The organism is Pseudomonas allii, assembly GCF_055380095.1.
This window is the reverse complement of sequence record NZ_AP039450.1, coordinates 704,793-728,764: the sequence shown is the minus strand read 5'-3', so window position 1 is coordinate 728,764 and position 23,972 is coordinate 704,793. Positions and strand designations below refer to the sequence as shown.

Sequence of the window (23,972 nt, the reverse complement as noted above, 5' to 3'; positions counted from 1 at the left end):
AGGTCCCCTTTCAAATTGAGCTATCAGCGCCCCTTGATCACCAGATCCGCCGGCGTCTCCCCCACCGCCTGCCAGTTCGGCCGGTACATCGACTCCACCTGCGGCGGCGGCACGCGGTAAGTGCCCGGCGTCACGGCACGCGCCAGGTACAGCAGGTGCGTGGTGCCGGAACCTTCCAGGTTGATCGCCGCCACGTAGCGGTCGTCACGGAACTCCTGGTGCTTGAGCGACGCGTTCTGCATCGACTCCCGCCACTCCTTCACCTGGCTGCTGGCGTTTTCCAGGCTGGCGGCGCTTTGTGCCAGGTTCTGGTTTTCCAGTTCCAGGCCGGCCGGCAGCAAATCCACCACCAGGGCATCCGGCACACGCTGCTTGGCGTTGACCGCCAGATGCACCAGTACCAGCTCACCGCTGTTGAGGTTGCGCAGGTTCAGCGGCTGGCCGTTCATGCCCAGGTATTCGCGGCGAATGCTCAAGTTGTCGCCGCCGGCCGCCGGTGGCACCTGTGGATAACCCGAGAGGGTCAGTTGCTGGTACACCGGCGCGTCGCCCTGATTGCTCAAGGTCAGGTCGCTGGACAGCAGCTTGCCCTCCAGTTCCAGCGTCGAGTGCTGGTTATTCAATGCCTGCACGCCGCCACTGCCGGTCAGCGACACCTGCCAGTTCGCCTCTGGCTTGGCAAACCCGAGGCGCCCGGCCAGGAACAGCGAGTTACGCTCCTGGGTCGACAGGTACGGGCTGGCCGCCAACTGATCCGACAGGGTAAACAAGCGCTCCTCACGCTTGCCCTTGGCCAGGTCGTTCTCTTCCAGCAGGGCCAGGATCATTGCCTGGTCCCGCAGCGGGCTGCCGTAGTCGGCCAGCCACTCATTGGCGTTACGCTGCGCCGCCAGCCCAGCAAGCAAGGCCTGGTCCGCACGCGGCTGGTCGCCCATGTTCTGCAGCGCGATAGCCAACTGCACCAGCGGCAAACCGGAGCGCGCATCGCTGCGTCGTTCGAAAATACTGCGCAGCGCCCCCAATGGCGCCTGCTGACTGCGCGCCAGCACCATGCCGGCGTAGGCCTGTACGGCGAAGCGCGTGTGGTCGGCGTTGTCACTGTAGTCGACGTCGATCAGGTTGCGTTCCTGCACATAACGCAGCAGGCGCTCGCTGGCCTTCTTCAAGGCTTGCGGCGGGACGGCAAAGCCCTGGTCGCGGGCACGCAGCAGGAAGTCGGTGACGTAGGCCGTCAGCCAGTATTCTTCTTCGCCATCGGCGCCCCACAGACCGAAGCTGCCGTTGTAGCGCTGCATGCCCAGCAGGCGTTCGATGCCCAGCTCGATCTTGCGTTTACGTTCGCTGTCCGACTCGCCCTTGATCGACAAGCGCTTGAGCAGCGCGTCGTCGGCATACAGCGACGGGTACAGGCCGCTCGCGGTCTGCTCCAGGCAACCATAAGGGTAGGCCTTGAGTGCACTGATCTGCGCGCCGAGGTTAAGCGGCGGCCGGCTCGACAGGCTCAACAGCGCCTGGCGCCCTGATGAGTCGAACTGATCGAGCGTGCCCGCCGGCAGGCTCCACGGCTGATCCTTGAGCACCGCGCGGTAATGCTTGAGCAGTGCCGGGTACGCCGGGCGTACGCCCAACGTCCATTCACGGGTGAACGGCGGCAGGTTTTCACCCGGCAGGTCCAGCCCGTTCACGGTGACCTTGACCTTGCCCTGCCCCAGACCGCCCCAGGCTTTCACCGGGATGCGCAGGGTGGTGCGCTGGCCTTGTTTCAACTCGACGGTTTGCGCGCCAGCGTTGACCAACTCCAGCTGCCCTTCGGCGCTCAGTTGCACATCCAGCTGCTGGGCCTTGCCCGACAGGTTGGACAGGTCCAGCGCCAACGTGGTCTGGTCACCACCGGCCAGGAAACGCGGCGTCGACAGCTCCGCAATCAAAGGTGCGGCGATCACCGTCTTGGCTTCGGCCATGCCGTAGCGGTCGTCGGTCCAGGCCTGGGCCATCAGGCGCAGTTCGCCGTTGAAGTCCGGGATATTGACGCTGACTTCGCCCTCGCCCTGCTCGTTCAGGGTCACCGGCGCACTTTGCAAGGCGACGATGGTCACGCTGGTGTCCGGGCGCTTGCCGCCCTTGGCCAGCGCGGCGTCACCGCCGAATGCCAGGCTGGCCAAGCGCCCCTGCCCGGCTTCGATCAACTGGCCGTAGATATCGAACTGGTCCACGCCATAAGCCTTGCGGCCGAACAGGCTGGAGTAAGGGTCCGGCGTCGGGTATTCGGTAATGTTCAAGATGCCCACGTCCACCGCTGCCACCAGCACGTGCACCTGTTTCGGCACGCTGCCATCGGCGTTTTTCGCAGCGACTTTCACCGTCAGCGGCTGTTTGGGACGCATTTTTTCCGGCGCGGTGAGGGTCACGCCGAGTTTGCGCTGGGTGCGATCCAACGGCAGATGCAGCAGGCCCACGGCACGCTTGGGCGTGATGTTGGCTTTGCGCTCGCCCGGGCGAATCACCAGGGCACTGACGTACAAATCATGCCGCGACCATTTTGGGTCGAGCTTCACGGCAAAGCTTTTGCCTTCGGCCGGCACATCGATTTCCTGCCACCACAGCGGCCCTTCGGCGGACTCCACCAGCAGGTAGCCTTTGCCGGCCGCGGGCGGGGTGACGGTGACGTTGGCGGTATCGCCGTCGCCATACGCGGGTTTGTCCAGCGCCAGCTTGACCTGGTCGGGGCGTACGGCGCCGCCTTCGGTGTTGTCCTGGGCCTGGTAGCCGGCCCAGAAGCGCAGGCTGCTGACCAGGCCGGTCTGCGGGTCTTCCACTTCGACGCGGTACGGGCCCCACTCCACCTGGAAGCTGACCTTGGCCGTGTCACCGGCCTTGATGTTCAGGGTCTGTTCGTCGAGGTTGAGGAATTTCTCGTTGAAGTGGTAGCTCCAGCCATCGCTCTCGGAGTAGTTCCAGTAGTAATCGCGGCGCTCGCGCACCAGGCGCACCTTGAGGTTTGGCGCGGCGAGCTTCTGCCCGTCCTGGTTGGCCAGCAGCACTTCGAATTCCGCCGGACCATCGCCATTGGTTTCCTTGCCGTCAAACAAGCCGCGCAGGCCCGGCAGTTGCTCGGCCGGCCAGATAGGCTGCACCAGGCGCCGGGTAATCGGTCGCCCGCCCGACTCGTGCAGGCTGGCCTGCACGATCAGTTGCAGCGGCGACTTGGCCTCGGCCCACTTGCTTTCCAGGGTCAGCGCTTCCTGGCCCTTGGCGTCGAGCACGCTTTCGTCCAGTTCGAAATCCTGGCTCAGCTCTTCTTCGGTGACAGAGCCGAACTGATAGCCCGGCAGCGACTTGACCGCTTCGCGCAACGGCCGCACATAAATCTGTCCGCTGACCCGGTTGCCCGATGCCGGCGCGCCATACAGGTAACGGCCGGTGACTTGAATCACCGGGTTATCCGCCGGGCTCAGTGCGGTATCGCTGCCCTTGAGTTCCAGCGCCAGGCGCTCGGGCAGGAAGTCTTCAACGAGGAACTCATACAGTTGCGGCTTGCCGTCCCCCAGGTCGAACACCAGCTGCCAGCGCCCGGTTGGCGCTTCACCGGCCAATTGCAGTTGATATTGATAGAGGCCGGAGGCGTCGGCATCCCACACGAATTTGCGGCTCACCTGTTCATCCGGGCGACGTACTTCGACGCTCACCGGCTGCGGCTTGACGGCATTGCCATCCTTGTCCCGTAGCAGGGCGTTGAGCAGCACGGTTTCACCGGGGCGGTACAGGTCACGCGGGCCGAAAACGAAGAACTGCAAGGGATGGGACGGTTGGCCGCCGATGTCGAACTCGGCCAGGTCCAATGCGGCGCTGTCCAGACGCAGCATGCTGGTCTGTTCACCCTGCTTGGCCAACAACACCTGGGCCTTTTTCGGCAACGGCAACTCGGCATGGCCGCCCTTCTCGGTCTTGCCCTGGCCGACCACACGCCCCTCGGCGTCGAGCACCTCGAGGTCGACGCCATCCAGCGCCTTGCCGCCATCCAACGCCTGGGTAAACACATCCAGGCGATTGGCGTAACGGTGCACCGACAGGCCGATATCACTCAAGGTGAACAGCGTGGCCGGTTGGGAATAGTTGTAAGTGCCGGAGGCGCGCATTACCGCCAGGTACACACCCGGCTGCTGCAACTGCTTGAGGCCGGCGATCGGCAGCAACAGGGTTTCGCGGGTGTTGCGCGCCGGGTTCAGGTCGAAGCGACCGCCGTAGACCAGGTCGGCCAGCGGCAGCAGTTCGCGGGATTCATAACTCTGCAGGCTGGTGTTGCGCCCCCACTGCGCGAGAAAAGTCGGCAGGGATTCGGGTTTGATGCGGAAGAATTCGACGTCGATTTTGTCGACGTTCAGTGCGATCACCGGCAGGCCTTCGGCCAAACGGGTGGGCAACAGGGTGCCCCGACTGGCGAAGCCGACGGTGGCTTGCAGGTCGCGGGTTTCCAGGCGGGCGCTGTACTCGGCGGCAAGCGTGTTGCCGTTGACCGCCTTCACCCCGGCATCGATGGTGAGCACCAATTTGCGCTGTGGCTCCAGGTGACGCAGGCGCAGCTCCATCAGATTGTCGGAGATTTCCCAGGCGCCATCGACCTTGCCGGACTTGCTGTCCACCAAGTGGAGTTTGTCGGCGAATTTCTGATCGGGGTCCAGCGGAATGGAAAAGCTCACGGACAGGGTGCTGGCCCCATCGAGCTGCACTTCGGACACATCCACCACGCTCAACTCACGCCCGGCGTAGCGCTGCTTCAGCGCGGCCACGTCGACCGCCGCCTTGGCCGGCTGGGGTGCAACCGTCGTCGCCGCGGGAGCGGTCGGGGCTGCCGGTTTATCGGAGGAATCGCAGGCGCTCAACAGGGCCAGCGCACAGGCCAGGAACAATCCTTTGTTAAACATGGGGCACTCGTTGTGAGAGGGGTCCGAGGGGTGAACTATATATCAGCCCGCACCGGGCCGATGTGGTGCTGGTCACATTGACCGACGGAGGGTGGTTTGGTTCTGCGGGCCTTCCAGACCCAGCCCAATCCTACACACGCTGAAGATCCAAATGTGGGAGGGGGCTTGCCCCCGATGGCAGTATGTCAGCCGATACATTTCTAGCTGACAGACCGCTATCGGGGGCAAGCCCCCTTCCACATTGGTTCTGCAGTGAGATTAAGGCCCCGTTACAATGCCGCTCCCCCAAGGAGCCCTCATGCCCACCCTACTCACCGACTGGCGCCACCGCCCTACCCACCGCCGCGTCTGGGCCCTGGCCGCGCCGATGATCCTGTCGAATATCTCGGTGCCTCTCGTGGCCCTGGTCGACAGCATGGTCATCGGCCACCTGCCCCACGCCCATCAACTGGGTGCGGTGGCAGTCGGGGCCAGTCTGTATACCTTCCTGGCCTGGGCCATGGGCTTTTTGCGCATGGGCTCCACCGGTTTTGCCGCACAGGCTGCCGGGCGCAACGATGGGGCCGCGCTGCGACAAATCCTCCTGCAAGGCCTGCTGCTGGCGCTGGGCCTGGCCATGCTGCTGGGCACCGTGGGTATTCCGCTGAGCCATCTGGCATTGGAATGGATGCAACCCTCCCCCGAACTCAATCAACTGACCCAAGACTTCTTCCACACGCGCCTGTTCGGCCTGCCTGCCGCCCTTGCCAGCTATGCGCTGGTCGGCTGGTTCCTCGGCACGCAGAACGCCCGCGCGCCGTTGGCGATCCTGCTGACCACCAATCTGGTCAACATCGCCCTGAACCTGTGGTTTGTGCTGGGTCTGGATTGGGGGGTGGTCGGTTCGGCGCGGGCGTCCGTGATTGCCGAATGGACCGGCGCCCTGCTGGGCCTGGCGATGACGCAAAAAGCCCTGCGCGCCTACCCCGGCCATATCGCCTGGGCTGCACTGAAACTATGGGAGAGCTGGCGCCCGCTGCTGGCGGTGAACCGCGACATCTTCATCCGCAGCCTGGCACTGCAATCGGTGTTTTTCATGATCACGGTGCAAGGCGCACGCCTGGGCGATGCCACCGTGGCGGCCAATGCACTGCTGCTCAACGGCCTGTTGCTGACGGCCCATGCGCTGGACGGTTTGGCTCATGCGGTGGAAGCACTTTGCGGCCACGCCATCGGTGCCCACGACCGCCAGGCCTTGCGCCGTTCATTGGTGGTCGCCTGCGGTTGGTCACTGATCGCCAGCGTCGGCTTTGCGCTGTTGTTCACCTTCGCCGGCCATTTGTTTATTGCCATGCAGACCGATATCCCCAGCGTGCGCGAGACCGCCGATATCTACCTGCCCTACCTGGCCGTGTTGCCCTTGATTGCGGTGTGGAGCTACCTGCTGGACGGGCTTTTCATCGGCGCCACCCGTGCACGGGAAATGCGCAATGGCATGTTGCTGACCGTGGTGATCCTGCTGCCATTTGCCTGGGCGTTGCAGGGGCTCGGCAACCACGGGTTGTGGATAAGCTTCCTGCTGTTCATGGCCCTGCGCAGCCTTACTTTGTGGGCAATTGCCTGGCGCTTGAACCGACAGGATCAGTGGCTTGGATAAACGCGGTGACCCGATCCAGCACCGGCGCCAACCAACGCAACGGCCTGGACAGGGAGGCCACCAGCGTCTGGTGGTTGGTCCTGCCGAAGTAGAACACCTCTACCGGCACGCCGGCCGCACGCAACTTATTAGCCAAGCCGCCAGTATTGCGCGTGGGGTTGACCAGATTGTCGTCCGTTGACGCCATTACCAGGCTCGGCGGCGCATCGGCACTGACGTGGTTGATCGGCTGAGACTCAGGCGGCGAGTCAGGGAAGAAGAACACCGGCCGTACGTCCTTATTTTCAATGGGCAGAAAATCATACGGCCCGGCCAGACCGATCCAGCCTTTGAAAATGGCAGGCGATAAGCCCACCGCATTCAACCAGCGCGCATCCAGCGCCAACATCGACGCGTTATAGGCACCGGAGCTGTGGCCCATCACATAGAGCCGCTGCGGGTCAGCGCCGTATTCGGCGATGTGCTGGTGGGTCCAGGCAACCGCTTGAGCGCCATCCTGGAGAAACGCGGGGTAACGCACTTGGGGATAAAGCCGGTAGTCGGCAATCACCACGACAATGCCACGTGACGCCAGGGCTTCGCCGACGAAACCGTAGTCGTCCCTGGAGCCGCTATTCCAGCTGCCACCGTAGAAAAACACAACGACGGGCGCGTTGGCGATTGCAGGGGCGGGGCGGTAGATATCGAGTTCCTGGCGGGGATCAGCGCCGTAGGCGATGGCCGCAGTCTTGGTGAAGGTGCTGGAAGGGGTGAGTGCGTTAAGGACTTTGATGGGGGAGCAGGCGGCCAAGAATGCAGCCATTGCCAGGGTGAACACTTGCGGCCATTTGCTCAACATTGCTCAGCCCTCAGACAATTTCAGGATCAGCACTGCGTCAAATGTGAGAGGGGGCTTGCCCCCGATGGCGGTGGGTCAGGCAACTTAAGTGTTGCTGATGTACCGCTATCGGGGGCAAGCCCCCTCCCACATTTTTTACGAGGACAGGTAGGAAGACCGGGTCAAGCCAAGACGCAACGCATCCAGGAACTGCGTACGCTCACTGGCGCTGATCTTCGCGCTCGCACACTTGTCACGGTAGTGCGTCATCAACTCCTCCGGCGACAAGTGCACGTAGCGCAGCATGTCTTCGATGGTGTCGTGGGTCTCGATACCGGCGCTGTACACCGAACCGTCTTCACGCTGGTAGATGTTCACCGAGTCGGTGTCACCGAACAGGTTGTGCATGTCGCCGAGAATTTCCTGGTAAGCGCCCACCAGGAAGATCCCCAGCAAGTAGTCTTCACCTTCGTTCAAGCCGTGCACCGGCAGGCTGGTCTCGATGCTCTGCTCATCGACGTACTGCTTGATCTTGCCGTCGGAGTCGCAGGTCAAATCCTGCAATACCGCGCGGCGCAGCGGCTCTTCGTCGAGGCGGTGCAGCGGCAGGATCGGCAATACCTGGCCGATGGCCCAGGTGTCCGGCAGGCTCTGGAACACCGAGAAGTTGCAGATGTACTTGTCGGCCAGCTTGTCGTTGAGTTCATCCAGCACTTGGCGGTGCGAGCGCTGGCGGGCCTTGAGCGAGTTGTGCAGGCGGCGGCACACGGCGAAGTAGCACTGCTCGGCCAGGGCTTTTTCGGCCAGGGTCAGCTTGCCGTCGGCGTACTGGGTGGCCACGTCGCTCATGTAGTGGGTGGCGCGCCAGTAGGTTTCGGTGACCATCTCGATGTCGGTCGGGCCGAGCAGGTCCACCAGCCACTGCACGGTTTCCGGCAGGGCTTCCTTGTTTTCGATGGTCGGGATTTCGTCGTTGTGTTTCTCGACGTCGGTAACCTGCACCACCAGCATGGCGTGGTGGGCGGTCAGGGAACGGCCGCTTTCGGAGAAGATGTTCGGGTGCGGCAGGCTCTGCGCGTCGCAGAATTCCTTGAGCATGCCCACGACCACGCCGGCGTAGTCGTCCATGTCGTAGTTGATGGAGCTGGCGTTACGCGAGTGCGTACCGTCGTAGTCCACACCCAGGCCGCCACCGACGTCGATATGATCCACTGGCAGGCCGAGGTTGCGCAGTTCGCCGTAGTAACGAATGGCTTCCTTGAAGCCGTGCTGGTAGTCGGCCAGGTTGGCGATCTGCGAGCCCATGTGGAAGTGCAGCAGGCGGATGCCCTGGTCCAGGCCAGCCGCGCGGAAGCGCTCGACCACGGACAGCAGTTGCGCCGCCGACAGACCGAACTTGGATTTCTCGCCACCGGTGTCCGCCCACTTGCTCGACGCCAGGGAAGACAAACGCACACGCAGGCCAACCTGTGGCTTGACCTTGAGGCTGGCGGCTTCTTCGATCACCAGCTCAACTTCGGATTCTTTCTCGATCACGATGAACACGTTGTGGCCGAGCTTCTGGCCCATCAGCGCGAGGCGGATGAATTCGCGGTCCTTGTAACCGTTGCAGACGATGGTGCCACCCTTCGGCGCCAGGGCCAGCACGGCCAGCAGCTCGGGCTTGGAGCCGGCTTCCAGGCCGATGGACACGTTCTGGGTGGCGATGATGTTCTCGATCACCGCCTCTTGCTGGTTCACCTTGATCGGGTACAGCGCGGTGTACTTGCTCTGGTATTCCAGGCGCTCGATGTTCGAATCGAAAGCGCCGGTCAACTGGCGTACACGGTCTTGCAGGATATCGGGGAAGCGCACCAGCAGCGGCAACGACAGGCCGCTCTTGCGCAGTTCGTCGACTTGCTCGTAGAGGTCGACGGGTGTGCTGTTCGGGCCGTTCGGACGGACTTCAACGCGACCGGCATCATTGATCGCGAAATACCCGGCCCCCCAATGGCGGATCCCGTAAACACTGCGGCTGTCCGCAACTGTCCATTGGCTGCCATCGTCTTTGCGTGTGCGTCGTACGGACATCGAAGTCCCCTATAAATGAAGGCGAAAGCGCCGCCCCTGGTTGAGGCTGGCGCAGTCTAAAGAATGAAAATGACGATTTGCCTGCGTGCAAGGTAGGACCCCACGCGCAGGACAGAGTTTAGACACAGGTCGGGAAGAGGCTTTCAGCCGCCGGACTTCTTGGCCTTGTACCCGAGCTTGATCAGCTCGGCCAACAGCAACTCGACGTGATCGCCCTGGATCTCGATGACACCGTCTTTCAACGCGCCACCGGTGCCACAGCGCTTTTTCAGCGTAGTGGCGAGCTCCTTCAGCGCGTCTTCGGCCAGCGGCACACCGGTGATGGTGGTCACCGTCTTGCCGCCACGGCCTTTGCTCTCGCGGCGCACGCGGGCAATACCATCGCCTTCGGGAATCAGGGTCTGTTTGCAGGTGCAAGCGTCCACGGGCTGACGACAGTCCGGGCAGTGTCGACCTGCGTCGGTGGAAAATACCAGGCCACCAAGGGCGGCGAAGGATGCGGCTTTTTTGGCCACCGGCAATCCTCTTGGGAGGATGAAGACTGATCGATCAGGATGACCGACCGCGAAGCCCCACTCAGGCAGGGGCAGCGCTACCGAACCGCCAAGGCGGTTCGGGTGAAAAGTCGCGCAGTGTAACCACAAAAAGCCGACTTGCTAAGAGCCAAATGGCGCCAATTTATACAACTTTAGCGACGTGAGGCCAGATAGCGGCGCAAGCCTTCCTGGGCGTCCGGGCAGTAGGGCTTTTGTTCAGCCTCCTGCAGGACGGTATCGATAGGTAAAAAGCGCGCTTCCATCACCTCTTCCGACTGCAGGCGCAGCGGCCCGTCCCACACGGCTGAGTAGGATTTGCACCAGAGCCGGCTGTCGCCGTCTTCGAAATAGAAGTGGTCATGTTCGACCAGTTTCACCCCACTGACACCCAACTCCTCTTCCAGCTCACGGGCGGCCGACAGGGCATAGGACTCACCCGCCGCGACCATCCCACCTGCCGCTGTGTCCCAGAAACCGGGATACAGGGCTTTGCTCAGGGTGCGTCGATGCACACACAGCTCACCGGCCGAATTGAACAGGAAGATAAAGGTGCAACGGCCAATCAGGCCGCGCTGGCGCAGGTCGGACCTGACCAGGTGCCCGAGCAGGTTGTCCTGCTCGTCGACCCAGCAGATCAGTTCAGCATCGGAAGCCGCGCGGTGGGCGGCCTCCTTTTGAGTAGCGTCCATCATCAACCCTGGTTGAGGAGCTGACGCAAGTCGATCACTGCAGCGTTTGCCCGGGAAATATAGTTGGCCATCACCAGCGAATGGTTCGCCAGTACACCGAAGCCACTGCCGTTAAGAATCATAGGACTCCACACCGGTTCCTGCGAGGCCTCCAGCTCACGGATGATCTGGCGCACGCTGACGGTGGCGTTTTTCTTGGCCAGTACGTCGGCAAAGTCCACTTCGATGGCGCGCAGCAGGTGGGACAAGGCCCAGGCCTGGCCACGGGCTTCGTAGAACACATTGTCGATCTGCATCCATGGGGTTTCCACCACTTCTTCATCGACCTGCGGCACTTCACCCGGCGCCAGCGCTTCGGTTTTCAGCGCGGTGTTCAACTTCACGCGGCCCACACTGGCCGACAGGCGCTGCGACAGCGAGCCCAGGCGGGTGGCGACGTCGCCCAGCCAGTTGTTCAGGTTGTCGGCGCGCGCATAGAACAGCGCGCCCTTCTGGTTCGGGTCGGACAGGCGCGCTTCATAGCGGCTCAGGGAGTTGATGCCTTCCTGGTATTCCGACTCGCTGGACGGCAGCACCCAGCTCTTGTTGTCGAAGTTGAAGCGCGGCTCGGCCTTGGCCAGATCGGCGTCTTCCGCCGATTGCGATTGGGAACGGGCGAAGTCTTTGCGCAGGGCGCGGGTCAGGTCGCGCACCTGCACCAGCACGCCGTATTCCCAGCTCGGCATGTTGTCCATCCACAGGCCAGGCGGGAAGCGGTCGTTGGAAATGTAGCCACCCGGCTTGTTCAGCAAGGTGCCGACCACCGTCTTGAGGGTTTCGACGGTGGTAAAGCCCACCACCATCTGCTTGCCGTCTTTTTCGGCGGCAATCTGCGCATTCTGCTGGACCGGGAACAGCGCCGGCTCTTCGCTCCAGTACCAGCCCAGGGCGCCCGTGACCAAGAGGTACAGGCCGAGCACACTGAGCACGGCACGGCTCATCAGCAGGGTACGAAAATAGCTGCGGTTGGCCGACTTGGGCTCAGGGGCGGGGCCTTTGGCACTGCCTGCACGGTTTTTCCAGTCCAGCATGGCGATATCCTTTCAATCACTTGAGTTCATGCACTTGAATTGATGGCGTGCGTTCAAACACTCCGACCACAACCCTACCCCATCGTGCCCGCCCGTGCGGGGCTTTTCGCCAAACTGGCGCATAGAGGGGGTTCGACTATAAAGGATGCACGCTTTTTACGCCGTGCGACCAGTGGGTCAGCAACTGAATACTCTGCACGCGCAGTTTATTGACGTATGACACTCATCCCATGGGAAAGAGGTGCTAGCATAGAGCCATCAGTCGACCTCAGCATGCACCCTCACTAGTAGTCAGGATATGACCGAGCCAGAAGACCCCAGCCGTGAGCGCCTCAAGCAGCATTTTGCCCAGCGGGTAATTCATCAGGCACGTCAAATTCTTGAGATCTGGCAGCGCCTGCAACGCAGCGAGTGGTCAGGCACCGACCTTTCCGAACTCAGCGAGGCCAATCTGCGCCTGCTGCGCTTTGCCGAGCGTTTCGAACAGCCGGAACACAGCCAGCTCGCGCAGCACATCGGCGAGTCCCTCAAGGCCGTGGGCGAAAACCGCGGGCGCCTGAGCAGCCAACTGATCACCGAACTCAACCGCCTGATGCAACGTCTGTCCCGCACCGGCCTGCGCCAGGGCGACCAGCTTGAGCAAACCTTCCTGCCGCCGATGCGCAAGCCGATCTACGTGATGCTGGCCGATCACGACCGTGCCGAGCGCCTGGCCAAGCAGCTGGAGTTCTTTGGCATGAGCGCCCAATCCCTGGACAGCGTGGCGGCGTTTCGTGCGTCGATGGCCGAGCGCCTGCCTTCGGCGATTGTGATGGACGTGGATTTCTGCGGTGCCGGCCTGGGCCTCAAGCTCGCCGCCGAAGCCCAGGAAGGCCTGGAACAGAAGCTGCCGCTGCTGTTCTTCAGCCTGCACGAAACCGACACCCCGACCCGCCTGGCCGCCGTGCGCGCCGGGGGCCAGGAATTCCTCACCGGTACGCTGGAAGCGTCCAGCCTGCTGGAAAAGATCGAAGTACTGACCTGCGTTGCCCAGTACGAACCGTATAAAGTGCTGATCATCGACGATTCGCGGGCCCAGGCACTGCACACCGAACGCCTGCTCAACAGTGCCGGCATCGTCACCCGCACCTTGATCGAGCCGATCCAGGCCATGGCCGAGCTGGCGGACTTCCAGCCCGACCTGATCATCCTCGACATGTACATGCCCGCCTGTACCGGCACCGAACTGGCCAAGGTCATCCGCCATAACGACCGTTACGTCAGCGTGCCGATCATCTACCTGTCGGCCGAAGACGACCTGGATAAGCAACTGGACGCCATGAGCGAAGGCGGTGACGACTTCCTCACCAAGCCGATCAAGCCGCGCCACCTGATCACCACCGTGCGCAACCGCGCGGCGCGGGCGCGCAACCTCAAGGCGCGGATGGTGCGCGATAGCCTGACCGGCCTGTACAACCACACCCATATATTGCAATTGCTCGAAGACTGCAGCTTCCGCGCACGCCGCGAGAACAAGCCGCTGAGCTTTGCCATGCTCGACATTGACCACTTCAAGCGGGTCAACGACAGCCACGGCCACCCCATGGGCGACCGCGTGATCAAGAGCCTGGCGCTGTTTCTCAAGCAGCGCCTGCGCAAGACCGACTACATCGGGCGCTATGGTGGTGAGGAATTCGCCATCGTGATGCCCGACACCGATCTGGAATCGGCCTGCAGAGTGCTGGATGAAATCCGTGGACGCTTTGCCGAGATCCATTACCCGGCCCAACCCCAGGATTTGTGGTGCACCTTCAGCGCCGGGCTGGTGGAGCTGTGCGACGGTTCCGATAGCCTGATGATGGCCGCCCAGGCCGACGAGGCGCTGTACCGTGCCAAGGACGCTGGGCGCAATCGTGTGCAAGCCGCACGCACATCAAAGCAAAGTGCCATCTTTTCACCGGAATCCACTGATTCGGTCATAACTTTGTAATGGAAACGCAATAACTTCAGGCACTTATCTTTTGCTGTCGGTTGAAACCACGCATGCGCCTGAAGCTGCTGACCAATCTCAATACCCTTCTTCTGGTGGCCGTGTGCCTGGCGCTGGGGGCGACGTTGTGGTGGTCGCAACGGGCGCTGGAGCGGCCCTATTTGCTGATGGAGCGCTACCTGGGCCTGTCGCAGAGTTTCCAGAACGAAGCCGCGCGCAATATCGACGACTACCTGGCCAGCGGCGACGCCCTGCGTTTGAGCAGCGCGGGCCAGAGCCTGGAAAGCCTGGTACAGCATCTGGATGAACTGCCGGCGGACTTGGCGCAGAACCTGCGCCCGAGCCTGGTGGACCTGGATGCGTTCAGCAAGACCGACCTGCTGGCGGCCGGCAAGCTGGCAGGCGACCCACAAGCCTTGCTGTTGCAGGCCGAACGAGAATTGGGCGCCAACCTGGAGCAACTGAGCCAGTACGCCACCGGCGTGAATGCTCCCGAAGCCGCCCGCTATCTGCCGCCGTTGCTGGCCGCCTCCCAGCACCTGGGCAAGTTGTCGCTGGCCCGTGACAAACTAGTGAGCAGCGGGCGTGCGGAACTGGCCGACGATGTGGAACGCGAAGTCGGCAACATTCGCAGCCAGGCCGACCTGCTGGAGCAACTGCCGTTGCTGGGCGTGAAGGCCAGCGCCGAGTCCAGCGCCGATGACTTCTCCGCGCTGATGGGCCTGGAAAACACCGAAAAAACCGAAGCCCAGGACACCGGTGTCGACCTCAAGCGTGAACTCAACAGCCTGCTGACCCGCTACCCCGCCGAACTCAAGCGCACCCGCGATCAGATCCAGCAACGCACCGACCTGGCCGCCAAAACCCACCAGAAAATCAACACCGTGCAACAAGCCATCGCCGGCCTGGAGCCGGTGGTGCGTGCGCAACACGCCAAGATCCAGGGCGAAGTGCGCCTGATGCAAGGGCTGATGATTGGCCTGATCCTGTTGATCGCGCTATTGATCGACACCCTGCAACGCAAGCTGGCGCGGGTGCTGACCAACCTGGCGCCAGCCCTGTCGACTTGGGCCGAAGGCGACTTCAGCCAGCCGATTACCCTGGGCAAGACCAACCGCGAACTGCACGATATCGAAGCGTCTCTGAACCGCCTGCGCGCCTACCTGGTGGACTTGGTCGGCACCATTCGCGGCAACGCCGAGGAAGTCGCCGGCAGCAGCCGTACCCTTGCCGAACTGAGCAGCGGCCTGCACGACGGCGCCGAGCGCCAGGCCGGGGATACCGCGCAGATCCGTGATTCGCTGGGCGAACTGGAGGCGACGATCCAGCAAGTCGCCGGTGATGCCAGCCAGGCTGCCGGTGCCAGTCGCAGCGCCGGCCAGGCCGTAGAGCAAGGCCAGCGCGTGATCGGCCTGAGCCTGACCGGGCTGCATGCCCTGGTGGGCGAAGTGCAGCAAAACGCGCAGATGATCGAAAAACTGGCCGAAGAGTCCGCCACCATCGGCGGTGTTCTCACGGTGATCCGCTCGATTGCCGACCAGACCAACCTGCTGGCCCTCAACGCCGCAATCGAGGCCGCCCGTGCCGGTGAAGCCGGACGCGGTTTTGCCGTGGTGGCCGATGAGGTGCGCTCGCTGGCCCAACGCACCGCGGGCGCCACCGCCGAAATCCAGACCTTGATCGCCGGGCTGCAAAGCGCCGCCCACCAATCGGTGCAAGGCATGCGCGCCCAGGTCGAACACGCCGAAGCCACCGCCCAGCAGGCCCAGGCGGCAGATGGGGCGCTGGATGAGATCGTCGGCGCAATCCAGACCATCTCCGACACCGCCGTGCGCATCGCCGACGTGACCGCGCAGCAGAGTGGTGCCGTCAGCGAGATTCGCGACAACAGTGAGCGGATTCATCAGTTGGGTGAGGATAACTTGCTGCGAATCGGACAGGGTCGCCGGCAGGGTGAGCAGTTGCTGGTGCTGGGTGGGCAGCTCAACACTGCCGTTCAAGCCTTCCGCGTCTGACACGATCTTCAACCTTATAGAGATCAAATGTGGGAGGGGGCTTGCCCCCGATTGCAGTGTGTCAGCCTCAGTGTCTGTAACTGACCCTCCGCTATCGGGGGCAAGCCCCCTCCCACATTTGATCTCCACAGGATTCGAGACGGTGTTGCCAATGACCGGATCCAGCCTCACAGTCACAAATTTCGCGCTATCCTCGGTAATCGTGCTGCCTACTGCATAGAACTGGACAGTCACAAAGGCTTTGCGGCATAGTCGCTGGGTTCTGCCGTACCCACATCAATAACAAGGAACAGCCGATGGCGACCTTACTGGTTCTTCACGGACCCAACCTGAACCTGCTCGGCACCCGTGAACCGGGCGTCTACGGGGCAGTCACCCTGGAGCAGATCAACCTCGATCTCGAACGCAGGGCGCGTGAAGCCGGCCACCATCTGCTGTATCTGCAAAGCAATGCCGAGTACGAATTGATTGATCGCATCCATGCCGCGCGCGGCGAAGGCGTGGACTTTATCCTGATCAATCCCGCCGCTTTTACGCATACAAGTGTTGCATTACGTGACGCGCTGCTGGCGGTGAGCATCCCATTCATCGAAGTGCATTTGTCGAACGTGCACAAACGCGAAGCTTTCCGCCATCACTCCTACTTCTCCGATGTAGCGGTAGGTGTGATCTGCGGCCTTGGCGCCAGCGGTTACCGACTGGCCCTGGAGGCCGCCCTGGAACAACTTGAACAACCGGCCAAGCGCCCCTGACCGACCCTTGGGAGTTGATGATTCATGGATATCCGTAAAGTTAAGAAACTGATCGAACTGCTGGAAGAATCCGGTATCGACGAGCTGGAAATCAAGGAAGGCGAAGAATCCGTACGGATCAGCCGCCACAGCAAGACCCCGGCCCAGCAGTTCTACGCGCCACAGATGCAAGCGCCGGCTCCGGCCGCTGCTGCACCTGCCGCTGCAGCTGCCGCTGCTCCAGCTGCCCCGGCCGCGCCTGCGCTGAACGGCTTCGTGGTCAAGTCGCCAATGGTCGGTACGTTCTACCGCACCCCGGCACCGACTTCGCCAGCTTTCGTTGAAGTCGGCGCTACCGTGAAAGTGGGCGACACCATCTGCATCGTTGAAGCGATGAAGATGATGAACCACATCACCGCTGAAAAAGCCGGCGTCATCGAATCCATCCTGGTAGAAAACGGTCAGCCGGTTGAGTACGACCAGCCGCTGTTCACCATCGTTTGAACCGCGGAGTGCCTTCGATGTTGAAACCTGCGAAGAAACTGGAAAAAGTCCTGATCGCCAACCGTGGTGAGATCGCCCTGCGAATCCTGCGCGCCTGTAAGGAACAAGGCATCAAGACCGTCGCTGTTTACTCGACGGCCGATACTGAATTGATGCACGTGAAACTGGCGGACGAAAGCATCTGCATCGGCCCACCAGTGGCTACAAGCTCGTACCTGAAAGTCTCAAGCATCATCGCTGCAGCAGAAGTGACGGGCGCTACCGCCATCCACCCAGGCTACGGTTTCCTCGCGGAAAACGCCGACTTTGTCGACCAGGTGGAAAAATCCGGTTTTACCTTCATCGGCCCGAAAGCCGAGACCATTCGCCTGATGGGCGACAAGGTCTCCGCCAAGGAAGCCATGATCGCCGCCGGCGTGCCAACCGTTCCAGGCTCCGACGGCCCGCTGCCTGAAGACGAGGAAACCGCTCTGCGCATTGGTCGCGAAGTCGGCTACCCGGTGATCATCAAGGCCGCCGGTGGCGGTGGTGGTCGCGGCATGCGCGTGGTGCACAAGGAAGAAGACCTGATCGAAGCTGCCAAGCAGACCCGCTCCGAAGCAGGCGCCTGGTTCAACAACCCGATGGTCTACCTGGAAAAGTACCTGACCAACCCACGTCACGTGGAAGTCCAGGTACTGTCCGACGGCCAGGGCCACGCCATTCACCTGGGTGACCGCGATTGCTCGCTGCAGCGCCGTCACCAGAAGGTACTGGAAGAAGCCCCGGCACCGGGCCTCGACGAAAAAGCCCGTCAGGAAGTACTGGCTCGCTGCGTCAAGGCGTGCATCGATATCAACTACCGTGGCGCGGGTACTTTCGAGTTCCTGTACGAAAACGGTCGTTTCTACTTCATCGAGATGAACACTCGAGTGCAGGTAGAGCACCCGGTCTCGGAGATGGTCACCGGTATTGATATCGTCAAGGAGATGCTGAGCATCGCCGCCGGTAACGTGCTGTCCTTTACCCAGGACGACGTGAAGATCCACGGCCACTCCCTGGAGTGCCGGATCAACGCCGAAGACCCGAAAACCTTTATCCCGAGCCCAGGCCTGGTCAAGCATTTCCATGCTCCAGGTGGCAACGGCGTACGTGTGGATTCGCACCTGTACAGCGGCTACAAGGTTCCTTCCAACTACGACTCGCTGATCGGCAAGCTGATCACCTGGGGCGCCACCCGCGACGAGGCCATGGCCCGTATGCGCAACGCCCTGGACGAAATCGTGGTGGATGGCATCAAGACCAATGTCCCGCTGCATCGGGAACTGGTGCGTGATGAAGGCTTCTGCGAAGGTGGTGTGAACATTCACTACCTGGAACATAAGCTGGCTAACCAGTAAATGTTCCAAACAACACAGCCGCCTCCGGGCGGCTTTGTTGTCTCTGGGCCCTGGAATTTCTGGATGTACACAATCCAATGTGGGAGGGGGCTTGCCCCCGATGAGAGAGTGTCAGTTGATGCATCTGTGTCTGATCCAGCGCCATCGGGGGCAAGCCCCCTCCCACATTTGATCGGTGTATGTCGTCTTCTTCTGTGCGCTCGCGTAAACTTGCGCCCTTTCGCAGCCCCACCCCGCTGCACACTCATTTTTTCAAAGGTGCCCGCCATGCCTTGGCTGCAAGTCCGTCTCGCCATCAGCCCAGAACAAGCCGAAACCTATGAAGACGCTTTCCTCGAAGTAGGCGCTGTCTCCGTAACGTTCATGGACGCCGAAGACCAACCGATCTTCGAACCGGAACTCAACACCACGCCACTGTGGTCCCACACCCATTTGCTGGCCCTCTTCGAAGACGGCACCGACGCCAACGCCGTGCTGGCCCATATGGAGCTGCTCACCGGCGGCCCGCTGCCAGAGCACCACAGCGAAGTGATTGAAGACCAGGACTGGGAACGCAGCTGGATGGACAACTTCCAGCCGATGCGTTTCGGCCAGCGCCTGTGGATTGTACCGAGCTGGCATGCCGCGCCCGAGCCCGACGCAGTCAACCTGCTGCTGGATCCGGGCCTGGCGTTCGGCACCGGCACCCACCCGACCACCGCGTTGTGCCTGGAATGGCTGGACGGCCAGGACCTGACCGACAGCCACGTGCTGGACTTCGGCTGCGGCTCGGGGATCCTGGCGATTGCCGCCCTGTTGCTGGGTGCCAAGGAAGCCGTGGGCACCGACATCGACGTGCAAGCCCTGGAAGCCTCCCGCGACAACGCCGGGCGCAACAACATTCCTGAAGGTAAATTCCCACTCTACCTGCCGGAGCAACTGCCCCAGGTACAGGCCGACGTGCTGGTGGCCAACATCCTCGCCGGACCGCTGGTGTCGCTGGCGCCGCAACTGTCGAGCCTGGTCAAGCCGGGCGGCCGCCTGGCGCTGTCGGGCATCCTGGCCGAGCAAGGCGAAGATGTCGCCGCCGCCTACGCCAAGGATTTCGAGCTGGATCCGATCGCCAACCGCGATGGCTGGGTACGCATCAGCGGTCGTCGGCGCTAGAATGAGCGCTTGCCTGAATCGGATGGCCGCATGACCGACAGTTTCGTCACCCAGTGCCCGCATTGCCAAGCACGCTTTCGCGTCAACCACGCTCAATTGAGCGTGGCCCGTGGCGTGGTGCGCTGCGGTTCGTGCCTGCAAGTGTTCAATGCGGCCCGCCAGCTGTTGGAGCAACGCGGCCAGGCGCCGGCGCCGCAGCCCGAGACCACTCCCGAGGCGCCGCGCGCCATCAGCCAGAAGCAGTGGAGCGCCGAAGAGCTGGACCTGGACAACCTGGACCTGGACGAAGAACTGGCCAAGCTGGAACGCCGCGAGATTCAGCACACGCAGCCTGTTGGCGCAGATCGTCGCCAGCCCGGCACCGACCGCCGCCAAAAGGAAGAGTCCTTCAGCGCCAGCCGCGACACGGTCAAGGCCGAAGAAGAAAAATGGGCGGCAAGCCTGTTCAGCGAGCCGCCTGAAGAGCGCCTCCACGTCGACGAAGACGAACCAGAACCTGCGACCAGGCAGCGCACCGAACCGTCCATGTCATTTCACACCGACGATCTCGACGATGAGCCGCCACTGCGTTCAACGCCAGACGATGACGACATCGACCCACCGTTCACGCCGCTGACAAAAGCGGCCGAACCCGAAGATCGCCTACCACCCCGCCGCAAGCGCCCACGCGCTGAAACCGGCGCCCATGACGATCTACTGCAGGACCTGGAAGACGATCCGCTGCACCTCTACGCACACAAACGCCCGACGGGCCTGGGCCGTCGCCTGGTCTGGCTGCTGCTGGTCCTGATCGCCGCCGCCGGCCTCGCAGGCCAGTACATCGCCTACCAGTTCGACGACCTGGCCCGCCAGGACGCCTATCGCCCGTGGTTCCAGCAACTGTGCCCCACCCTGGGTTGCACAGTGCCATCGCGGGTCGATATCGCCCATATCAAAAGCAGTAACCTGGTGGTGCGCAGCCACCCCGATTTCGCCGGGGCGCTGGTGGTGGATGCGATCATCTATAACCGTGCAACCTTCTCCCAGCCCTTCCCGCTGCTGGAGCTGCGTTTTGCCGACCTGAACGGCAACCTGATTGCCAGCCGTCGCTTCAAACCCGCCGAATACCTCAGCGGTGAGTTGGCCGGCGTTAGCGAAATGCCATCGCAAACCCCGATCCATATCTCCCTGGATATCCTCGATCCGGGCAACAAAGCCGTGAATTACAGCCTGAGCTTCCACTCGCCCGAGTGAATCGGTTCATGCATTGAGGTTTGACGGCAGGTTATTGACTTTCCCCTGCTCAACCAAACCGCTGGCGATAAAGAAATAACTGTTCAGATTTTATCCAATTCAGCCTTTATCCAGTCATCGAGAGCGGGTATCATGCCAACCCTTTTTCGAACTCTAATGATCCGGCCCCACAACAGGGAAGTCCTATGTCGGCGGTACGCATCGGCCCATACACATTGCAGAACGGCTTGATCCTCGCCCCGATGGCGGGCGTCACCGACCAGCCCTTTCGTCAGCTGTGCAAGCGTTTGGGCGCGGGTCTAGTAGTCTCGGAAATGGTCACCAGCGACATGAGCTTGTGGAACACCCGCAAATCGCGGATGCGCATGATCCACGAAGGTGATCCCGAGCCGCGCTCGGTACAGATCGCCGGTGGAGATGCACAGATGCTGGCGGATGCGGCCCGGGCCAACGTGGAGTTGGGGGCGCAGATCATCGACATCAACATGGGCTGCCCGGCCAAGAAGGTCTGCAACAAGGCCGCCGGTTCCGCCCTGTTGAAAGATGAGCAGTTGGTCGCCGAGATCCTGCAGGCCGTTGTCGCCGCAGTGGATGTGCCGGTTACCCTGAAGATCCGTACCGGTTGGGACCGGGACAACAAGAACGGCCTGACAGTGGCGAAGATCGCTGAACAGGCAGGCATTACAGCGCTGGCGGTGCATGGCCGCACCCGCGCCGACCTTTACACCGGTGAAGCCGAGTACGACACCATTGCCGCGATCAAACAGGCCGTGTCGATGCCGGTATTTGCCAATGGCGACATCGACTCCGCCGAGAAGGCCCGGCGCGTGCTGCACGCCACCGGTGCCGATGGCTTGTTGATTGGCCGGGCCGCCCAGGGGCGTCCGTGGATTTTTCGTGAGATCGAGCATTTTCTGCGTACCGGTGAAGTGTTGCCGGCACCGGAGCTGACCGAGGTGGAACGTATTCTGCTAGAGCATCTGGCCGCCCTGCACGCCTTCTATGGAGACGTGATGGGAGTACGCATTGCTCGCAAGCATGTCGGCTGGTATCTCGCAACCCTGCCGGGCGCCAGGGAGTTTCGCGCCCACTTCAATCGTTTGGATGATACGCAAGCACAGGTCGCCACCGTTCGAGAGTACTTCAGCGAGCGTGAAAAGAGCCTGGGGACAGGGGACGGAGAGGGGGTGGCCGCATGACGATGATGACCGAGACTTTAGTGAGTGGAACAACACCCGTGAGCGACAACGTCAATTTGAAACAGCACCTCAACACGCCGAGTGAAGAAGGCCAGACCCTTCGCGGGAGTGTCGAGAAGGCGCTGCACAATTATTTCGCCCACCTTGAGGGCGCTTCCGTCACGGACGTGTACAACCTGGTGCTCTCCGAAGTCGAGGCGCCCTTGCTCGAAAGCGTGATGAACTACGTCAAGGGCAACCAGACCAAAGCCAGTGAGCTGCTGGGCCTCAACCGTGGCACCTTGCGCAAAAAGCTCAAGCAATACGATTTGCTGTAAGCATTCAATCAAACCAGAAAGGCGCCCGCGTAAAACCGGTCGCCTTTTTTGCTGACTCCTTTGCTTTTGATGGAAATTGAAATGACCGACCAGACTACCCGCCTGCCGATCCGCCGCGCCTTGATCAGTGTCTCCGACAAGACCGGGATCCTCGAATTTGCCCGGAGCTTGCAGCTCCTTGGCGTGGAAATCCTCTCCACGGGCGGGACCTTCAAACTGCTGCAGGACAACGGCGTGGCCGCAGTGGAAGTGGCGGACTACACCGGTTTCGCAGAAATGATGGACGGTCGGGTCAAGACCCTGCACCCGAAAATCCACGGCGGTATCCTTGGCCGTCGCGGCACCGACGACGCCATCATGGCCGAGCACGGTATCAAGCCGATCGACCTGGTGGCCGTTAACCTCTATCCGTTCGAAGCCACCATCAACAAGCCAGGCTGCGACCTGCCGACCGCCATCGAAAACATCGATATCGGCGGCCCGACCATGGTGCGTTCGGCGGCCAAGAACCACAAAGACGTGGCCATCGTGGTCAACGCCAGTGATTACGCCAACGTATTGGAAAGCCTGAAAGCCGGTGGCCTGACCTACGCCCAGCGTTTCGACCTGATGCTCAAGGCGTTCGAACACACGGCCGCCTACGACGGCATGATCGCCAACTACATGGGCACCGTGAACCAGGCCGCTGAAACCCTCAGTACAGAAGGCCGCAGCCAGTTCCCGCGCACCTTCAACAGCCAGTTCATCAAGGCCCAGGAAATGCGCTACGGCGAGAACCCGCACCAGAGCGCGGCGTTCTACGTGGAAGCCAAGCCTGCCGAAGTGGGCATCGCCACCGCGACCCAATTGCAAGGCAAAGAGCTGTCCTACAACAACGTGGCCGACACCGACGCCGCGCTGGAATGTGTGAAGAGCTTCGTCAAGCCAGCCTGTGTGATCGTCAAGCACGCCAACCCGTGCGGCGTGGCCGTGAGCCCGGACGCTGAAGGCGGCATCCGCCAGGCGTACGAACTGGCCTACGCCACCGATACCGAGTCGGCCTTTGGCGGCATCATTGCCTTCAACCGCGAACTGGATGCCGAGACCGCCAAGGCGATCGTCGAGCGTCAGTTCGTTGAAGTGATCATCGCCCCAAGCGTCAGCGAAGAAGCCCGCGCCATCGTGGCGGCCAAAGCCAACGTGCGCCTGCTGGCCTGCGGCGAGTGGTCGGCTGACCGTGCGGCGGCCTGGGACTACAAGCGCGTCAACGGCGGCTTGCTGGTACAGAGCCGTGACATCGGCATGATCGGCAGCGAAGACCTGAAAGTGGTCACCAAGCGCGCCCCGACCGAGCAAGAGATCAACGACCTGATCTTCGCCTGGAAAGTGGCCAAGTACGTTAAATCCAACGCCATCGTCTACGCCAAGAACCGCCAGACCATCGGTGTCGGCGCCGGCCAGATGAGCCGGGTGAACTCGGCGCGTATCGCCGCGATCAAGGCTGAGCACGCTGGTTTGCAGGTGGTGGGTTCGGTAATGGCTTCCGATGCGTTCTTCCCGTTCCGTGACGGCCTGGACAACGCCGCGAAAGCCGGTGTGACCGCCGTGATCCAACCGGGTGGTTCGATGCGCGATGCCGAAGTGATCGCCGCCGCGGATGAAGCGGGCATCGCCATGGTCTTCACCGGCATGCGCCACTTCCGTCACTGATTCAACTCGATCGAAATGTGGGAGCGGGCTTGTGTGGCGAGCGGGCTTGC

The 23,972-nt window shown here is 62.0% G+C and carries 17 protein-coding genes; 11 read left to right on the top strand and 6 right to left on the bottom strand.

Translation table 11 applies throughout. The features are described from left to right. Positions 1-23 precede the first annotated feature (23 nt). On the bottom strand, positions 24-4,922 hold the full coding sequence (locus tag ACZ445_RS03115; RefSeq protein WP_464707984.1) for an alpha-2-macroglobulin family protein: 4,899 nt from the start codon (positions 4,920-4,922) through the stop codon (positions 24-26). A 298-nt stretch (positions 4,923-5,220) separates the two neighbouring features. Between ACZ445_RS03115 and ACZ445_RS03110 the strand changes: the two genes are divergently transcribed. Next, entirely contained in the window at positions 5,221-6,558 is a 1,338-nt protein-coding gene (locus ACZ445_RS03110) for an MATE family efflux transporter (RefSeq protein WP_058423588.1), read from the top strand. Here ACZ445_RS03110 and ACZ445_RS03105 read toward each other — a convergent pair. From ACZ445_RS03105 to ACZ445_RS03085, 5 genes are all read right to left on the bottom strand, one after another. Beyond that, complete coding sequence (locus ACZ445_RS03105) at positions 6,503-7,396, bottom strand: alpha/beta hydrolase (RefSeq protein ID WP_464707983.1); 894 nt, start codon at positions 7,394-7,396, stop codon at positions 6,503-6,505. The two genes, ACZ445_RS03110 and ACZ445_RS03105, sit on opposite strands and share 56 nt — an antisense overlap. Positions 7,397-7,531: 135 nt before the next feature. After that, a complete protein-coding gene (gene speA / locus ACZ445_RS03100) occupies positions 7,532-9,445 on the bottom strand; it encodes an arginine decarboxylase (protein WP_058423586.1) in 1,914 nt (637 codons plus the stop codon). A 143-nt stretch (positions 9,446-9,588) separates the two neighbouring features. Further along, positions 9,589-9,960: a translation initiation factor Sui1 gene (locus tag ACZ445_RS03095; RefSeq protein ID WP_017849660.1), complete on the bottom strand. Its 372-nt coding sequence runs from the start codon at positions 9,958-9,960 to the stop codon at positions 9,589-9,591. Positions 9,961-10,133: 173 nt separating this feature from the next. Next, positions 10,134-10,670: an NUDIX hydrolase gene (locus ACZ445_RS03090; protein WP_464707982.1), complete on the bottom strand. Its 537-nt coding sequence runs from the start codon at positions 10,668-10,670 to the stop codon at positions 10,134-10,136. 2 nt (positions 10,671-10,672) lie between these two features. Then, entirely contained in the window at positions 10,673-11,650 is a 978-nt protein-coding gene (locus tag ACZ445_RS03085) for a DUF2333 family protein (RefSeq protein WP_371322043.1), read from the bottom strand. Positions 11,651-12,038: 388 nt separating this feature from the next. Here ACZ445_RS03085 and ACZ445_RS03080 point away from each other — a divergent pair, with 388 nt between their 5' ends. From ACZ445_RS03080 to purH, 10 genes are all read left to right on the top strand, one after another. After that, the gene (locus tag ACZ445_RS03080; RefSeq protein WP_058423583.1) at positions 12,039-13,709 is read left to right on the top strand and encodes a response regulator; all 1,671 of its coding nucleotides are present in this window, start codon (positions 12,039-12,041) and stop codon (positions 13,707-13,709) included. Between the two features lie 1,466 nt (positions 13,710-15,175). Next, a complete protein-coding gene (locus ACZ445_RS03075) occupies positions 15,176-15,724 on the top strand; it encodes a methyl-accepting chemotaxis protein (RefSeq protein WP_408003534.1) in 549 nt (182 codons plus the stop codon). A gap of 296 nt (positions 15,725-16,020) precedes the next feature. Further along, positions 16,021-16,476 carry a type II 3-dehydroquinate dehydratase gene (aroQ, locus tag ACZ445_RS03070; RefSeq protein ID WP_017136743.1) on the top strand — a complete coding sequence of 152 codons (456 nt, stop codon included), beginning with the start codon at positions 16,021-16,023 and terminating at the stop codon, positions 16,474-16,476. A 24-nt stretch (positions 16,477-16,500) separates the two neighbouring features. Beyond that, on the top strand, positions 16,501-16,959 hold the full coding sequence (gene accB, locus ACZ445_RS03065) for an acetyl-CoA carboxylase biotin carboxyl carrier protein (protein ID WP_058423581.1): 459 nt from the start codon (positions 16,501-16,503) through the stop codon (positions 16,957-16,959). 17 nt (positions 16,960-16,976) lie between these two features. Further along, positions 16,977-18,338: an acetyl-CoA carboxylase biotin carboxylase subunit gene (accC, locus tag ACZ445_RS03060; protein ID WP_058423580.1), complete on the top strand. Its 1,362-nt coding sequence runs from the start codon at positions 16,977-16,979 to the stop codon at positions 18,336-18,338. A 267-nt stretch (positions 18,339-18,605) separates the two neighbouring features. After that, positions 18,606-19,484, top strand: a complete 879-nt coding sequence (gene prmA / locus ACZ445_RS03055) for a 50S ribosomal protein L11 methyltransferase (RefSeq protein WP_058423579.1) — start codon at positions 18,606-18,608, stop codon at positions 19,482-19,484. 30 nt (positions 19,485-19,514) lie between these two features. Further along, positions 19,515-20,717, top strand: coding sequence for a DUF3426 domain-containing protein (locus tag ACZ445_RS03050; RefSeq protein ID WP_058423578.1), 1,203 nt, complete (start codon positions 19,515-19,517; stop codon positions 20,715-20,717). A 185-nt stretch (positions 20,718-20,902) separates the two neighbouring features. Further along, positions 20,903-21,916 (top strand): tRNA dihydrouridine synthase DusB, encoded by a 1,014-nt coding sequence (gene dusB, locus ACZ445_RS03045; protein ID WP_058423577.1) that lies wholly within the window; start codon positions 20,903-20,905, stop codon positions 21,914-21,916. Continuing rightward, positions 21,913-22,233, top strand: a complete 321-nt coding sequence (fis, locus tag ACZ445_RS03040; protein WP_002555375.1) for a DNA-binding transcriptional regulator Fis — start codon at positions 21,913-21,915, stop codon at positions 22,231-22,233. The genes dusB and fis overlap by 4 nt, the downstream gene beginning before the upstream one ends. Before the next feature lie 81 nt (positions 22,234-22,314). Next, the gene (gene purH, locus ACZ445_RS03035) at positions 22,315-23,922 is read left to right on the top strand and encodes a bifunctional phosphoribosylaminoimidazolecarboxamide formyltransferase/IMP cyclohydrolase (protein ID WP_058423576.1); all 1,608 of its coding nucleotides are present in this window, start codon (positions 22,315-22,317) and stop codon (positions 23,920-23,922) included. The last annotated feature ends 50 nt before the right edge of the window (positions 23,923-23,972 follow it).